The sequence below is a fragment of the Candidatus Ancaeobacter aquaticus genome, from assembly GCA_030765405.1.
Lineage (GTDB): Bacteria > Auribacterota > Ancaeobacteria > Ancaeobacterales > Ancaeobacteraceae > Ancaeobacter > Ancaeobacter aquaticus.
Genome location: JAVCCP010000061.1, coordinates 42,220 through 58,143, shown reverse-complemented (window position 1 = coordinate 58,143; position 15,924 = coordinate 42,220). Strand labels below are relative to the sequence as shown.

Here is a 15,924-nt window from a genome sequence, read left to right as displayed (position 1 = left end):
TTGTTCTTGCATGCAAAGAAGTGATACCCAGCGTAGTGATAACGGTGGTTGATCAGCCTGGAATAGATGTCGAAAAATGTAGGCACATTGCATCAGATGAGCTCGGGGTGCCGTTGCGTGTAAGAACGCTTAATGAAGTAGGATGAAAGCCATGATTCGTGGTTCGTGAATCGTGTATCGTGAATCGATAAGCGTATACTATTTTTGTTCATTGGGGTTTTTTTAGGATTGAGGGTATGTTGTTCGTATTATTGTGATTTGAGTATTATTTGGAAATTGGTATTTGATTATTGGAATTTAGAAAAGAGGTTATAAATGAAATATGCTATAGGAATCGATCTCGGGGGAACAAATTTAAAAATCGGGTTAGTAAATAAGAACGGAAAAGTAATAGGGGATAAAAAATTCCCTACAAAAGGGTACAAAGGACCAAAACCGCTCATAGACAAAATTGTCCTTGAAACTGAGAAATTAATACGTAGTGCAAAAATAGACAGTGACGATATATGCGGAATTGGGGTAGGGGTACCAGGAATTGTTGACAGTATTAACGGGATAATCTATAATCTCACAAACATTTCTGGATGGAAGAATGTTTATCTCAAAAAAGAACTAGAAAAGCGCACCAAGTTGAAGGCGTATGTTGATAATGATGTTAACATGATGGCTGTCGGTGAGCTTTATTATGGTGCTGCAAAAGGCGGGAAAAACGTTGTTTGCATTACGCTGGGAACAGGTGTTGGCGGGGGCATTATTATTGATGGAAAGCTCTACCGGGGCAGTTCTTTAGCGGCAGGTGAAATAGGGCACATTACGCTTAATGAAAAAGGACCGAAGTGCAACTGCGGGAACCATGGATGCCTGGAGGTATTTGTAGGCAACCAAAGGATAATAGCCCACGCTATTGGCGGTATTGAAAGTGGTGCTGAAACAAGCATTATGAAATTAGCTCGTGGGGACTTAAAAAAGATAACGCCGGAAATTATCAGTGCCGCGGCACTAAAAGGTGATAAATTTGCAATAGATGTATGGAAAAGGGTCGGGGAATGTCTCGGGATAGTTTTTGCGGGCATTATCAATTTTCTCAATCCCGATATGATTGTTATTGGGGGCGGTATCGCGAAAGCCGGAGATGTTATGTTTAGTGAAATGCGCAAAACGATTAGAAAGAGGGCTTTTAAAATATCTGTGGATAAAGCGCGTATTGTACAGGCAAAGCTTGGGTATAATGCCGGTATTATAGGTGCTGCGACACTACCTATGGTCGAAGAGAATGTACTTTAATAAAATGAAAAAGTGAGGAGATCCGTACCATGAAAATATTTCTTGATACAGCAAATGTAGATGAAATAAGGAAAATGAATGATATAGGGATTGTCGATGGTGTGACAACAAATCCGTCACTTATAGCTAAAGAGGGAAAAGAGTTTGAGTCAGTTATAAAGGAAATTGTTTCTATTGTTGATGGCCCTATTAGTGCTGAAGTTATTAGTCTTAAGGCAGATGAAATGGTTAAAGAAGCGCGTGTGTTATCGAAAATACATAAGAATGTAGTTATAAAAATCCCGACAACCCCTGATGGGCTTAAAGCAACACATATATTAGAGGATGAAGGTATCCATGTGAATGTAACACTATGCTTTTCGAGTTCTCAAGCACTTCTTGTTGCTAAGGCCGGTGCAAGTTATGTGAGCCCTTTTGTTGGAAGAATCGATGATATTTCATCCGTGGGTATGGATTTAATAACTGAGATCCGCCAAATATACAATAATTATGATTTTAATACCGAAATTATAGTGGCAAGTGTACGTAGTCCCATACATGCTGTTGAAGCCGCTCTTGCCGGAGCTGATATTGCAACAATACCATATAAGGTATTGGATATGATGTTTCGTCATCCGCTTACAGACCGAGGTATTGAAAAATTTCTTTCGGATTGGAACGAACACATAAAAAAAACGTAACTGAATATAAGGGTTACCGTGAAACTGTTACATAAAGTTATATATTTTCTTAGTGTTTTGTTTGCTGTTTGTGGGACATGTCAGTTTGATCTGGCCTGTGCCGAGCCAAAAGTGCCTATAGATTATACCGCTGATAAGATCACCTATGTGCAGGAAAGAAAAGTTGTTAAAGGTGAGGGTAATGTTTCTATCGCATATAAAGGGATGTCTTTAAAAGCCGAAAGAGTTATCGTGCATATAGAGACTCAAGATATATATGCTGATGGCAATGTGGTGTTTTATTATCAGGGGAACGCATTTACAGGAGAGAAAGTTCACTTCAATTATCGTACCATGACGGGAGATTTCATACATGCTCATGGGTTTACCGACCCGTGGTATGGTAAAGGTGAGACGATAAAGAAAACAGGTAGCGATGAGGTTCAGATATCTAACGGGTATATAACGACATGTGATTACGAAATACCCCACTTCAAGATTTGTGCTAAAAAAATATTCATATATCCCGGCGACAGGATTATCGCGCGAGATGTGGTTGTTAAGATAGGGAATATCCCTATCTTGTGGCTGCCGTTTTACAACAGATCGTTACGGGACGAAAGAGAGCGCTTTAGTGTTGTTCCCGGTTATAATAAACGGTTTGGTGGATTTGTTTTGACGGGAATAAACTTTTGGATAGATCCATATCTTACCGGTACGATTCATAATGATTACTATACGAAAAGGGGATATGGTTTTGGTGTTGATACAAACTACCGCATACCTGTTGGTCTTGAAAATTCGGGAGATCTGAAATCCTACGTCATTTATGATCAAGATTACAATCCGACGGATGTGCGCTACGAAGACACTCGTCCACGGTATCGCGTAGGATTGAATCATGCCTTTCAAATTACTCCTGATACACGAGCAGTAGGGCAGTTACGACTGCAAAGTGATCCTGATATAATAAATGATTTCTTTAGAGATGAGTTTGAACGAGAAATACAACCTGAAAATTATGTAGATATTACGAAATCCGGACAGAACTATTCACTGACCTTGTTTGCTCGTAAACGTATGGATGATATATTTACCGAACTTGAGCGGTTACCTGAACTGCGTTTTATTCTTACAAAACAACGGCTATGGAATTCGGGATTTTATTATTCAACAGAAAATAATTTTTCATACTTGAAGTATGTTCCCATTAATGCCAATAGTTATGATTCTGCTCGTTTTGATTCAACACATACAATATCATATCCGTTCAAGTTTTTACATTTTTTGAACCTTGAACCGTATGTTGGTGTTAGGCCGACATTTTATACGAATGGCGTTGACAGTAGTAATTTTACGAGAGCATTTTTTAATACTGGTGTATCGGCACTCACTAAGATCCATAAAACATATCCAGATTTTAAAAGTGAGTTTTGGGAGATCAATCAGTTGAGACATGTCATCGAAACGCGTGTGGGGTACAATTATAGCCATAGAACGGGGAAAGAGATTCAGGAGATATTGCAGTTTGACACGATTGATTCGCTTGATAAGCTCAATCAGTTTCGGTTTGGATTTCGTAATATTCTGCAGACAAGACGTGAAGGAAAAACAATTCCTCTTGTAGACTTTGAAATTTATTCTTATTACCACCCAAGCATGGATGCTCCGGCAGTACACCGCGACGGCGTCGATGAATACAATAACCGTCATTTTTCTGATATCTATTACTATCTTAAGTTGCGACCACTTGAATGGATCGCGCTCGATTCGCGTATTTCACATAATCCGTACACGCATACCTTTGATACCGTAGACACCGATGTTCAGGTGTTGTATGGAGATAACTGGAATATATCGTTTCGGCATCGGTATGTAACAACATATGACAATCCTGAAATATTTGAAAACGATGAAGATATTAATCCTGATGATCTAAACAATATGGTTGCGACGGAGCTCATATACAGAATTAATTCGAATTGGGTTCTGAAACTATTTTATCGCTATGATTTTGGTCTGGGAAAACTGGAACAACAGGAATATACAATATTTCGTGATTTACATTGCTGGCAAGTTGCTTTCACTTTTAGACAAAGGCCTATGAGGGATGATTTGACGGCATTTATTGTGTTTAGATTGAAAGCATATCCGGAAGTGCCAATTAAAATCGGGAATTAATTAAGCTATAAGCTATAAGTTGTAAGCTTTAAGAAAAAAATACAAGATGTGTGAATACATCAATATTAAAGGAGCTAAGAATGGAAATTAGTATTATCGGAGCGGGATATGTTGGTTTGGTTACTGGAGTGTGTTTTGCTGAGTTGGGACATGATGTAATGCTTGTAGATAACAATAAAGAGAAAATCGCTATGCTTAAAGCTGGTAAATCACCGATATATGAGCCGGGACTTGAACCATTAATTACAAAGAGCATTAAAAATAAAAAATTACACTTTTCAACGAGTATTCCTCAGGCTGTGAAGTTTGCTCAGTCAATATTTGTGGCTGTTAATACGCCGCCGAGACAGGATGGTACCGCTGATTTGAGTTTTGTTGCGACCGTGTCAAAAGAGATTGCGCTCGCAATGGACGGGTATCGGCTTATTGTCGATAAAAGTACGGTTCCGGTTCATACCGGAGAAAAAGTAGCCGAAACAATAAAACGGTACAATAAGCATAAGGTCGATTTTGATGTCGCTTCTAATCCGGAATTTTTACGGGAAGGATCTGCTATTGATGATACGCTTTACCCTGATCGCATAGTTATCGGTGTTTCGAATAAAAGGTCTGCAAAGATCTTAAGAGAGATATATGCACCTATAAAATCTAAATTTGTTGAAACAGATATCAATAGCGCTGAGATCATTAAACACGCGTCAAATTCTTTTCTTGCACTCAAAATATCATTCTCGAATTCACTTGCACATATATGCGAGCTCGCAGGTGCTGATGTTGAAGAAGTAACTCACGGTATGGGTCTTGATAAAAGAATTGGCAAAAGCTTCCTCAACGCGGGTATCGGGTACGGAGGATCGTGTTTTCCTAAAGATGTTGCCGCATTTATCGGGATATCAGATAAATTGGGATACGACTTCAAAATATTAAAAACCGTAGAAGATGTAAATATGGATCAACGTAAATCTTTTATCAAAAAGGTAGAGGATACCTTGTGGGTGCTGAAAGATAAAACAGTCGGAGTCTTAGGTCTAGCATTTAAGCCTAATACCGATGATATGAGAAGCGCTCCCTCCATAGATATTATTGAAACCTTAAAAGCTGAAGGGGCAAAGATTAAAGCCTATGATCCTCAAGCGACACAAAATGCGAAACAAATAATTAAAAATATCACCTACTGTAAAAATCCCTACGAAGTCGCGAAAAACGCTGATGCATTATTAATTCTTACTGAATGGGATGAGTTTAAGGAATTAGATCTAGACAAAATATGTAAACAGATGGCTAGTCCTATTGTTATTGACGGTAGAAACATATTTCAGAAATCTGAAATGGAAGCAAAAGGCTTCGTCTATAAGAGTATTGGTAGATAACCAAACGAATTGTGCTCTGTGAGCTAAAAAGGCGGGAACATGAGTTTAAAAGAAAAAATAATAAATAAGAAAGCACATATTGCGGTTATTGGGCTTGGATATGTCGGGCTTCCGCTTGCAATAGAATGCGCAAAGAACGATTTTATTGTTCACGGTATTGATTTAAGTAAAAGTAAAGTCGATAAACTTAATAAAGGTAAAACATATATTAAAGATATTACAGATCATGACGTAAAAGAAATGATACAAATCGGGCGGTTTTGTCCTACGACAGATTTTTCAGTTCTTTTAAAAAGTGATGTTGTTATTATTTGTGTGCCGACACCGCTGAGAAAAACTCAAGATCCGGATATATCGCATATTGTTGCCGCAGCTGAAAATATTGCGAAATATACAAAACAGCCAAAATTGGTAATACTTGAAAGTACGACTTATCCGGGGACAAGCGACGAAGTCATAATGCCGATAATGGAAAGAAATAATCGAGTACTCGATAAAGATTATTTTATCGCGTTTTCTCCTGAAAGAATTGATCCGGGCAATAAAGAGTATACGACACGAACGATTCCAAAAGTAATCGGCGGTGTATCAAAGAAGAGTACAGAATTAGCGTCAATGCTCTATTCACAGATTATGGAAATCGTTGTGCCTGTATCGTCCGCACGTGTCGCTGAAATGGTAAAACTGCTCGAAAACACATTTAGAAGCGTTAATATTGGACTGGTCAATGAAATAGCGCTGATGTGTAACAGAATGGATATTAATGTATGGGAAGTCATCGATGCCGCTGCGACAAAACCGTTTGGGTATATACCTTTTTATCCCGGACCGGGATTAGGCGGTCATTGTCTGCCAATAGATCCGCTGTATCTTTCCTGGAAAGCAAGGCTGCATGGTTTTGAGACGAGGTTTATCCATCTTGCCGCACGGGTAAATGGCGCTATGCCGCGCTATGTGGTGAATAGAACAGCAAAGATATTAAACACACATAAAAAATGCCTTAATGGCTCACACATATTAATACTTGGTGTCGCATATAAAAAGGATGTTACCGATGTGAGGGAATCACCGGCGATTGATGTTATTGGCGTTTTAAAGCAAATGGGTGCTAAAATAACGTATCACGATCCGTATGTCCCACAGTTAAAAATTGATGAGACTGCGATGAAATCCGTTAAACTTTCAAAAAAGGTTCTGCAGAAAACAGATTGTGTCATTATTATTACAAATCATTCTACTTTTGATTATAAGTTCATTGTAGATAACTCAAAGCTTATCTATGATACACGAGACGTTTTGAAAAAATATAAGAACAGAAAAAATATTACTAAACTATAGAGCGGAGCATATGAGTAGGTATTTAGTAACAGGCGGTGCAGGATTCATTGGATCAAATATTGTAAAGGAGCTAGTATCTCGCGGTGAGAAGGTAACGGTCATAGATGATTTATCTACCGGAAACATTGCTAATATTACCCCGTATTTAGACCAGATAGAATTTGTTGAAGGCAGTATTACTAACCTGGATTTACTCAAGAAGCTTTTGAAAGATGTAGACTATGTTCTCCATCAAGCCGCAATTCCTTCAGTTGCACGATCTGTAGAAGATCCTATCCGGTCAAATGAAGCGAACGTCACTGGAACATTGACACTTCTAACTGCTGTACGCGATGCGAAGATAAAAAGCTTTGTGTACGCCTCATCATCTTCGGTGTACGGGAATACGAAACAATTGCCAAAGAACGAGGACATGAACCCTCAGCCGCTGAGCCCTTATGCAGTAAGCAAGCTTACCGGTGAGTACTATGTGCGGGTGTTTGCCTCTTTATATAATATTAATGCGATATCATTACGATATTTTAACGTTTTTGGCCCGCATCAGAATCCGCAGTCTCAATATGCCGCGGTAATTCCAAAGTTTATTACCGGTATGCTTAGGGGCGAGAGACCTGTTATATATGGTGATGGGGAGCAATCGAGAGATTTTACTTTTATAGATAATGTTGTTCATGCAAATATATTAGCCGCGACAAAATTACAGAATGGCGCGGGGCGTATTATGAATATTGCCTGTGGTGCTCGTTATACATTGAATACATTAGTTGAGTATCTTAATGAAATACTTAATACGGAACTATCTCCGGAGCATACAGAATCAGCTCCTGGAGACGTAAAACATTCTCAGGCAGATATTTCTCGTGCGCGGGAATATGTGGGATATACCCCACAGGTTAGTTTAAAAGACGGCTTAGAGAAAACAGCCTTGTGGTACAAAGAATATAAGGGAAATGAATAGTATGCGAAAAATTCCATTTATCGATCTGCAAGCACAATTTCAAGCAAGTAAAGATGAATTAATTAATGAAGTAACAGCAGTACTTGCAAGTGGAAAATATGTTTTAGGAGACAATGTTCGTTCATTTGAACAGGAATTTTCATCATATGTCGGATCTGAAAAAGCAGTCGGGTGCGCATCCGGCTCGGATGCGCTCTTGCTTGCGCTGATGGCATATGATATCAAAGAAGGTGATGAGATTATTACGACGCCGTTTACGTTTTTTTCAACGGCCAGCTGTATAACAAGATTGGGTGCCCGACCGGTATTTGTGGATATTGATCCTGCTACCTACAATATTGATCCTGCAAAAATAGAGGAAAAAATTACCGATAAAACAAAAGGTATAATTGTAGTGCATCTTTTTGGACAGCCGGCGGATATGGACCCGATAGGTGAGATCTCAAAAAAATATAATTTAGTTGTGATTGAGGACGCGGCTCAGGCGGTAGGAGCACGCTATAAAGGAAAAACCGTGGGCTCTTTGGGTGATATAGGTGCGTTTAGTTTTTTCCCGACAAAGAATCTTGGCTGTTGTGGTGACGGCGGGATAATGACCACTAAAGATGAAGCCATTGCCGAGCGTTTAATTGTTTTACGAGATCACGGAGCAAAACCGCAATACTATCATCCGCATATTGGCATTAATAGCCGACTTGATGAAATACAGGCCGCAATATTAAAGGTAAAATTGAAACTATTACCGGATTGGACAGATAAACGATGCGCTCATGCCGCGAGGTATAACTCACTGCTAGGTGATACTCCGGTAGCAATTCCGTTCGCTATAGATAATGTATCACCTGTTTATAACCAATATGTTATACGGGTGAAATCGAATAGGGATCTTGTACGAGAAAAACTTACATCACTTGGTGTTTCAACGGGAGTGTACTATCCGTTGCCATTGTCTTTGCAGGAGTGTTTTAAATATCTTGGATACAAAGAAGGGGATTTACCTCATTCGGAGAATGCGGCACATGAGGTTCTTGCACTTCCCATAACTCCTGAGTTATCTGAAAGCGATATAGAATATGTTGCAACTAAGATCAAAGAATGTGTGACATAAATTAATAATGCACACCGAAACGAGGAAAACGAATGAATATATTAGTTACTGGTGGTGCCGGATTTATCGGCTCACACATAGCCGAACGATTTATACAAGACGGACATCGGGTCGTCGTTTTTGATAATTTTTTAACAGGAAAAAAAGAGAATATACATCCTGATGCTATTTTTTATGAAATTGATATACGGGACGAAAAAATAAAGGATATTATTAGAAATGAGAAAATAGAGGTGATTTACCATCAAGCCGCTCAGATTGACCTAAGAAAATCTGTTGCATCACCAATATTTGACGCAGAAGTCAATATCCTTGGCTCAATTAATATTTGTGAAGCGGCAAAAGATGCCGAGGTAAAAAAGATCATATTCTCATCTACGGGCGGGGCTATATATGGTGAACAAACAGTGTTTCCTGCTCCGGAAACACACCAGCTTAATCCGCTTTCACCCTATGGTATTGCAAAGCTGTCTTTTGAAAAGTATCTCTTTTACTATAAACATGTGTATGGACTGGATTATGTAATTTTGAGATATGCCAATATATATGGTCCTCGACAGGAGTCTCATGGTGAAGCGGGTGTCGTGGCAATATTTATTGATAAAATTCTCAGCGATATTGTTCCGGTTATTAATGGTGATGGTACTCAAACAAGGGATTTTACTTTCGTTGGAGACGTTGTTAATGCAAACAGTGCGGCTCTGTCATTCGAGGGGTCAGATATTTTTAATGTAGGAACAGGAAAAGAAACAGATATTAATGCGCTGTGGAATATGTTAAAAGAAGAAACAGAATTTAAGGGTGTTATTACCCACGGTCCCGCAAAAGACGGTGAACAGAAACGAAGCGTGATCGATAGCGCAAAAATAACGAAGACCCTTGGCTGGAAACAAAAGTATGATATTGAAACAGGACTAAAAGAAACCGTCCAATGGTTTAAAAATAGGGCTAAGTAATATGGAAATACGTAAAGACAATGCGCATTCCGTTATCGATGATTTGAAGAATTATTTAGTAGACGAACATAAAGCTGATCGCAGTGAATACAATTATATGAAAAAAAATACGAGTACTAAAGCAAAAAAATCTACCGGCACGCTGGAAGATTTCAGAAACAAGATAAAAAACTGTAAAAAATGTGAACTATGTTCTACCCGAACACAATTTGTGTTTGGTGAAGGTGATCCGCGCGCGCGTCTTGTATTTGTCGGTGAAGCACCGGGAAAAGACGAGGATCTGCAGGGCCGTCCATTTGTCGGCAGGGCAGGGAAATTGCTCACAAAGATTATTGAGGCTATGGGCTATAAGCGTGAAGAAGTATATATATGCAATGTGTTAAAATGCCGACCGCCGAATAACAGAGCTCCGCTTCCGGATGAAATAAAGATGTGTGAACCGCATTTGCTCGCACAATTAGAGATTATTAAGCCTAAAGCAATATGTGCTTTAGGGACACATGCGACAAAAACATTACTCAAAACAGATCTTACTATTGGCGCCTTGCGTGGTGCGTTTCATGATTATCATGGCATTAAATTAATGCCGACATACCATCCTGCATATTTATTAAGAAATCCGAGTGAAAAAAGAAAAGTTTGGGAAGATGTTCAGAAGATCATAGATATTCTGGAATAGTTCCGAACAAAACTACCGTAGTGTCCATATCTATATATGCGTAAGAAATATGCCACAATTGTTTTAGATAGTTATCTTGATCGATTGTTCGATTATAGAATTCCTGAAGAATTATACCCCCAGATAAAAAATGGCATGAGAGTGCGTGTTCCGTTTGGTAAACGCATGGCACTAGGCTATGTCTGTGAGACATCATCACATTCTGATATCGAGGGGACTATTGAGATAAAAGAAATAAGTGCGGTTGTTGATAAAGAGCCAATTTTTGATGAACAGCTACTCACTCTCTTAAAGTGGATCGCAGATTATTATTATACTTCTCTGGGCGCAGTTGTAAGATCAGCGCTCCCTTCATCAGTAAGAAAGATCAAGGAAAAAGATGATAGGGTAGAGTACGCTTTGCTCAAAGAAAAAATTTCTAAAGAAAACCTGCAAAAACTGAAAAAGCGTTCACCGAAACAATACGAGATTCTCTCAATACTTATGAAAGAAGGTATACCCCTTAAACTGAAAGAGTTATTGAGCACATGTAATGCGACAGTAGGGACGCTCAAGTCAATTGTACAAAAAGGATATGTCGAGATTACGAAAGTTGATGTTCCGGTTGATGGAGATTTTTCATGTGAGTCTTATCGTGGTCACACTGCAATTACACTTACTAATGAGCAGGAAAGTGTTTTACACACCATTAAAGAAACTATTGATACAGCTCTATTTAAACCTTTTTTACTTCACGGTGTGACGGGTAGCGGTAAAACAGAAGTCTATATTCGTGCAATTGCGCACGCGCAAAAAAGCGGTAAAGGAGCGCTAGTCCTTGTCCCGGAGATTTCACTTACTCCCCAGACCGTGGAACGATTTGCGGAGCGTTTTGGTGATACGATAGCTGTTTTACACAGCCGCCTGACACCTGCCGAGCGAAATAGAGAGTGGAAAAGGATATCCTCCGGAAGTGCGCGTATCGTTATAGGTGCGAGATCAAGCATATTTGCGCCGGTAAAGGATCTTGGCGTTATTATTGTTGATGAAGAGCACGATAAATCATTTAAACAAGAAAACAATCCTCGGTATCATGCCCGTGACGTTGCGGTAATGAGGGCAAAGGTGTCAAATGCCGTTGTTGTTTTGGGTTCGGCAACGCCCTCTTTAGAGTCGTACTATAACACCCAGCGCGGAAAATATCAGCTTCTTGAGCTGCCAACACGTGTCGATAACCAAAAGCTTCCGCGAGTACGCATTATCGATATGAAGCAGGAGTGTGATCGTGCGCACGGCGGTGTGATGTTTTCATCCGTTATGTTGCAGAAAATTGATGCATGCCTTAAAAACAAGGAACAAATAATACTCTTTTTAAATAGAAGGGGGCATTCAACCTGTGCTATATGCGACAGTTGCGGCCATGTCGTTAAATGTGATAATTGCAGTATATCCATGACATATCACGAGTATGGTAAACGATTACTGTGTCATTTATGTGGAACGCAAAAAGAAATTCTTAAAACATGTCCTTCGTGCAAGAAGGCATTGAGACATGCCGGGTATGGGACACAAAAAGTTGAGATGACGATTGCAAAGATATTTCCCAAAGCGCGTATTGCCCGCATGGATGCCGACACAACTAAACTGAGAGGCTCACATCAAAACATTCTTGATAGCTATAAAACCGGCGATATTGATATATTGATCGGAACACAAATGATCGCTAAAGGCCTCGATTTTCCGCGTGTCACCCTTGTCGGTGTTATCAATGCTGATGTATCGCTCAATTTTCCTGATTTCAGAGCCAGTGAGATGACGTTTCAGCTTCTTACACAAGTAGCAGGCCGTTCAGGACGCAGTCAGAAAGAAGGAGAAGTCGTCATACAGACTTTTCTTCCACGGCAGTATGCAATAAGCGCAGCCAAAACACATGACTATAGATCGTTTTATGATCAGGAATTAGACTTTAGAAAACAACTCGGCTATCCACCGTACTCACATTTTATAAGTATTATTATTGCGGGAACAAAAGATCTGAGAGTGAAAGAAACAGCGTTTGCTCTGGAAAAAGTTATCCAGAAGATAGCTCAGGGAAAATACACTATTATGACACCGGTACCCGCACCAATACATCGCGCAAAAAAAGATTACAGATGGCAAATTATTATTAAAACCGCACAGATAAGATCAGTGACTAATGCTTTGACTGTAGCGTTAAAACGGATAAAGATTCCTTATGATGTTAAATGTCATGTTGACGTTGATCCACAGGTTTTGATGTAATAATCATTTTTTTTGACAAATATTCTGTTTTTGCTATACTAAGGGGTTGTGAAATAATAATGTCCCTAATTTGGAGGCTTAGATTTGAGTCGTATGCAAGGCGTGACGACGCTGGCGTACCCTCTGCGGTACGTTAAGGAGGAGCAACGAAGCAGACGGCCAAAGATGAGTCTCCAAATTGTGTGGATATTATTATTTCACAACCCCTAAACGTTCCGTTTTATTGTTTTCATTAATATTTCAATATAAAAGGTTTAAATTATGGGACTTACAATTACACAGAAAATACTTGCCGCACATTGCGGTAAAGATGCGGTTACTCCGGGCGAGATAATCTATGCGAATGTTGATATTGCTTTAGGAAATGACATAACAGCCCCTATAGCAATAGACAACTTTAAAAAATGCGGGGCAAAAGAAGTATTCAATAAAGATAAGATCGCGCTTGTACCTGATCATTTTAGCCCGAACAAAGACATTAAATCTGCTGAGCACTGTAAAGTGCTGAGAGATTTTGCTAAAGAACATGATATAACACATTATTTTGAATTAGGACAGATGGGAATTGAGCACGCACTATTACCGGAACAGGGCATAGTTCTTCCGGGAGACTTAGTGATAGGAGCAGACAGCCATACCTGTACTTATGGGGCCTTAGGCGCTTTTTCTACGGGCGTCGGCAGTACTGATCTTGCGGCCGCATACATTACCGGAAAAGCATGGTTCAAAGTTCCTGAAACGATCAAATTTGTCTACACAGGAAAGCTGAATAAGTGGGTATCGGGAAAAGACCTTATTTTATATACCATAGGAGACATCGGTGTTGATGGCGCGCTTTATAAATCGATGGAGTTTACAGGAAACACAATAGATACGTTACCGATAACCGGTCGTTTAACGATGTGTAACATGGCAATCGAAGCAGGCGCTAAAAACGGCATTATCGTACCGGATGATATAACTGAAGAGTATGTAAAGAATCGTGCGAAGAGACAATATAAAAAATATGCAAGTGATCCTGATGCGGTATATTGTGATACGCGAGAGTACGATGTAAGCAAAATAGAGCCGCAGGTCGCGTTTCCGCATCTGCCGGAAAATACGAAAAATATAAGTGATGTTGGGGATGTAAAAATAGATCAGGTGGTGATCGGTTCATGTACTAATGGTCAGCTCGCAGATTTGCGGGAAGCGGCACAGGTATTAAAAGGAAAACAAGTTGCAAAGTATCTTCGCGCAATAGTGATCCCCGCAACACAGACAATTTATATGGATGCGTTACATGAAGGCCTAATTGATATATTTGTTAATGCAGGTGCGGTAGTATCCACGCCGACATGCGGTCCATGTCTTGGCGGTCACATGGGTGTTTTAGCGAAAGGTGAGCGCGCAGTAGCGACAACAAACAGAAATTTTGTTGGGAGAATGGGGGATCCTGAGAGCGAAGTATATCTCTCAAACCCTGCAGTAGCCGCAGCGAGCGCGATAGCAGGGAAGATCGCACATCCTGATAACGTATAATATAATGATTGAGGGAAGGTGAATGATGAAGGGTAAAGCGTGGAAATTTGGTAAGGATATTAATACCGATGAAATAATACCGGCACGATATTTGAATACAATTGATCCTGATGAGCTTGCAAAACATTGCATGGAAGATGCAGACAAAGATTTTATGAAAAAGGTCGCTCCGGGAGATATCATTGTCGCGGGAAAGAATTTTGGCTGTGGATCGAGCAGGGAACACGCGCCGATATGTATTAAAGCCGCAAAGATATCATGTGTTATCGCAGAATCATTTGCGCGTATATTTTATAGAAATTCATTCAACATGGGACTCTATATCTTTGAGTCTAAAGAAGCGGCGGAAAAAATTGAAGAAGGAAACGAATTAGAGATCGATATAGCCGGCGGTTTGATCAATAACATAACAAAAAATGAAAAATATACAATTCAACCGATACCCGACTTTATGCAGGAGCTGATCAATGCGGGCGGTTTATTAGAATTTGTAAAAAAGCAAGGAGTAAAGGAATGAGTAAAAGTTATAAGATAGCAGTAATGGGTGGTGATGGAACAGGTCCGGAAGTGGTAGCAGAAGGATTAAAAGTATTACGTGTTGCACAAGACAAATTTAATTTTAAACTTGATACAACAGATTTTGATTTTGGAGGTGAACGCTACATGCGTACAGGTGAAACACTTCCTGATAGCGCAATAGATGATCTCAGGCAGTTTGATGCGATCTATCTCGGTGCGATAGGGCATCCTGACGTGAAGCCGGGCATACTTGAAAAAGGAATTCTTCTTAAAGCGCGTTTCGCGCTAGATCAGTATATCAATCTTCGACCGGTAAAACTGTATCCCGGTGTTGAGACACCGCTTAGAGACAAAACAGCGGACGATATTGATTTTGTCGTTGTCCGTGAGAATACGGAAGGTTTGTATGTAGGGACCGGAGGATATCTTCGTAAAGGCACACCTGATGAAGTAGCGATACAGGAAAGTATCAATACCCGTAAAGGCGTTGAAAGATGTTTGCGGTATGCCTATAAGTATACGCAAGAACGAAACAAGAGAAAGACACTGACTTTATGCGGAAAAACAAATGTTCTTACATTTGCCTTTGATCTGTGGGAGAGAGCATTCAATGAACTCTCAAAAGAATATAGTGATGTAAAGACAGAATATGCGCACGTTGACGCGACATGCATGTGGATGGTAAAAAATCCTGAGTGGTTTGACGTGATTGTGACCGATAATATGTTTGGAGATATAATCACTGACCTTGGAGCTATGATACAGGGCGGTATGGGTATTGCCGCAGGCGGAAACATCAATCCTGATGGAGTATCGATGTTTGAGCCGATAGGCGGCTCAGCACCAAAATATACTGGTCAGAACGTTATAAATCCTTTAGCAGCGATTTGCGCGGGACAGATGATGCTTGAAGTACTTGGCGAAAAAGAAGCAGCAGCGAAAATCGAAGCGTCGGTTATGAAGGCCGTTAAAAATGATATTAAGTCAATGTCAGCAGGTAAAATGGGGTATTCTACCACTGAAGTAGGTGATTTAGTGGCTAAATATGTGAGCGAATGACAATATAAGTTCGGCATATAATGTTTGATA

The 15,924-nt window shown here is 39.8% G+C and carries 13 protein-coding genes; all 13 read left to right on the top strand.

Features of this window, described 5'->3' with window-relative positions:
* Positions 1-315 precede the first annotated feature (315 nt).
* The 13 genes from P9M13_08490 to P9M13_08430 all read left to right on the top strand — a co-directional run bounded on the left by P9M13_08490 (position 316) and on the right by P9M13_08430 (position 15,894).
* Positions 316-1,284, top strand: a complete 969-nt coding sequence (locus P9M13_08490; protein ID MDP8263326.1) for an ROK family protein — start codon at positions 316-318, stop codon at positions 1,282-1,284.
* Positions 1,285-1,313: 29 nt separating this feature from the next.
* Complete coding sequence (fsa, locus tag P9M13_08485; protein ID MDP8263325.1) at positions 1,314-1,964, top strand: fructose-6-phosphate aldolase; 651 nt, start codon at positions 1,314-1,316, stop codon at positions 1,962-1,964.
* 18 nt (positions 1,965-1,982) lie between these two features.
* A complete protein-coding gene (lptD, locus tag P9M13_08480; GenBank protein MDP8263324.1) occupies positions 1,983-4,124 on the top strand; it encodes an LPS assembly protein LptD in 2,142 nt (713 codons plus the stop codon).
* A gap of 80 nt (positions 4,125-4,204) precedes the next feature.
* Positions 4,205-5,494, top strand: coding sequence for a UDP-glucose/GDP-mannose dehydrogenase family protein (locus P9M13_08475; protein MDP8263323.1), 1,290 nt, complete (start codon positions 4,205-4,207; stop codon positions 5,492-5,494).
* Between the two features lie 39 nt (positions 5,495-5,533).
* Positions 5,534-6,832: a nucleotide sugar dehydrogenase gene (locus P9M13_08470; protein ID MDP8263322.1), complete on the top strand. Its 1,299-nt coding sequence runs from the start codon at positions 5,534-5,536 to the stop codon at positions 6,830-6,832.
* Between the two features lie 10 nt (positions 6,833-6,842).
* Entirely contained in the window at positions 6,843-7,790 is a 948-nt protein-coding gene (locus tag P9M13_08465) for an SDR family oxidoreductase (GenBank protein MDP8263321.1), read from the top strand.
* A gap of 1 nt (position 7,791) precedes the next feature.
* The gene (locus P9M13_08460) at positions 7,792-8,898 is read left to right on the top strand and encodes a DegT/DnrJ/EryC1/StrS family aminotransferase (protein MDP8263320.1); all 1,107 of its coding nucleotides are present in this window, start codon (positions 7,792-7,794) and stop codon (positions 8,896-8,898) included.
* Between the two features lie 32 nt (positions 8,899-8,930).
* Positions 8,931-9,854, top strand: a complete 924-nt coding sequence (locus P9M13_08455; protein ID MDP8263319.1) for a GDP-mannose 4,6-dehydratase — start codon at positions 8,931-8,933, stop codon at positions 9,852-9,854.
* 1 nt (position 9,855) lies between these two features.
* Entirely contained in the window at positions 9,856-10,533 is a 678-nt protein-coding gene (locus tag P9M13_08450) for a uracil-DNA glycosylase (GenBank protein ID MDP8263318.1), read from the top strand.
* A gap of 36 nt (positions 10,534-10,569) precedes the next feature.
* Positions 10,570-12,795 carry a primosomal protein N' gene (gene priA, locus P9M13_08445; protein MDP8263317.1) on the top strand — a complete coding sequence of 742 codons (2,226 nt, stop codon included), beginning with the start codon at positions 10,570-10,572 and terminating at the stop codon, positions 12,793-12,795.
* A gap of 261 nt (positions 12,796-13,056) precedes the next feature.
* Positions 13,057-14,316 (top strand): 3-isopropylmalate dehydratase large subunit, encoded by a 1,260-nt coding sequence (gene leuC / locus P9M13_08440; GenBank protein ID MDP8263316.1) that lies wholly within the window; start codon positions 13,057-13,059, stop codon positions 14,314-14,316.
* A gap of 22 nt (positions 14,317-14,338) precedes the next feature.
* Entirely contained in the window at positions 14,339-14,833 is a 495-nt protein-coding gene (gene leuD / locus P9M13_08435) for a 3-isopropylmalate dehydratase small subunit (protein ID MDP8263315.1), read from the top strand.
* Entirely contained in the window at positions 14,830-15,894 is a 1,065-nt protein-coding gene (locus P9M13_08430) for a 3-isopropylmalate dehydrogenase (GenBank protein MDP8263314.1), read from the top strand. The genes leuD and P9M13_08430 overlap by 4 nt, the downstream gene beginning before the upstream one ends.
* Positions 15,895-15,924: the final 30 nt, after the last annotated feature.

Excerpts from the sequence above, each read along its gene's own strand:
- P9M13_08465 (MDP8263321.1), top strand. The coding sequence starts at position 6,843 with ATGAGTAGGTATTTAGTAACAGGCGGTGCAGGATTCATTGGATCAAAT.
- P9M13_08475 (MDP8263323.1), top strand. The coding sequence starts at position 4,205 with ATGGAAATTAGTATTATCGGAGCGGGATATGTTGGTTTGGTTACTGGA.
- P9M13_08450 (MDP8263318.1), top strand. The coding sequence starts at position 9,856 with ATGGAAATACGTAAAGACAATGCGCATTCCGTTATCGATGATTTGAAG.
- P9M13_08430 (MDP8263314.1), top strand. The coding sequence starts at position 14,830 with ATGAGTAAAAGTTATAAGATAGCAGTAATGGGTGGTGATGGAACAGGT.
- leuC (MDP8263316.1), top strand. The coding sequence starts at position 13,057 with ATGGGACTTACAATTACACAGAAAATACTTGCCGCACATTGCGGTAAA.
- leuD (MDP8263315.1), top strand. The coding sequence starts at position 14,339 with ATGATGAAGGGTAAAGCGTGGAAATTTGGTAAGGATATTAATACCGAT.
- fsa (MDP8263325.1), top strand. The coding sequence starts at position 1,314 with ATGAAAATATTTCTTGATACAGCAAATGTAGATGAAATAAGGAAAATG.
- priA (MDP8263317.1), top strand. The coding sequence starts at position 10,570 with ATGCGTAAGAAATATGCCACAATTGTTTTAGATAGTTATCTTGATCGA.
- P9M13_08460 (MDP8263320.1), top strand. The coding sequence starts at position 7,792 with ATGCGAAAAATTCCATTTATCGATCTGCAAGCACAATTTCAAGCAAGT.
- P9M13_08490 (MDP8263326.1), top strand. The coding sequence starts at position 316 with ATGAAATATGCTATAGGAATCGATCTCGGGGGAACAAATTTAAAAATC.
- P9M13_08455 (MDP8263319.1), top strand. The coding sequence starts at position 8,931 with ATGAATATATTAGTTACTGGTGGTGCCGGATTTATCGGCTCACACATA.
- P9M13_08470 (MDP8263322.1), top strand. The coding sequence starts at position 5,534 with ATGAGTTTAAAAGAAAAAATAATAAATAAGAAAGCACATATTGCGGTT.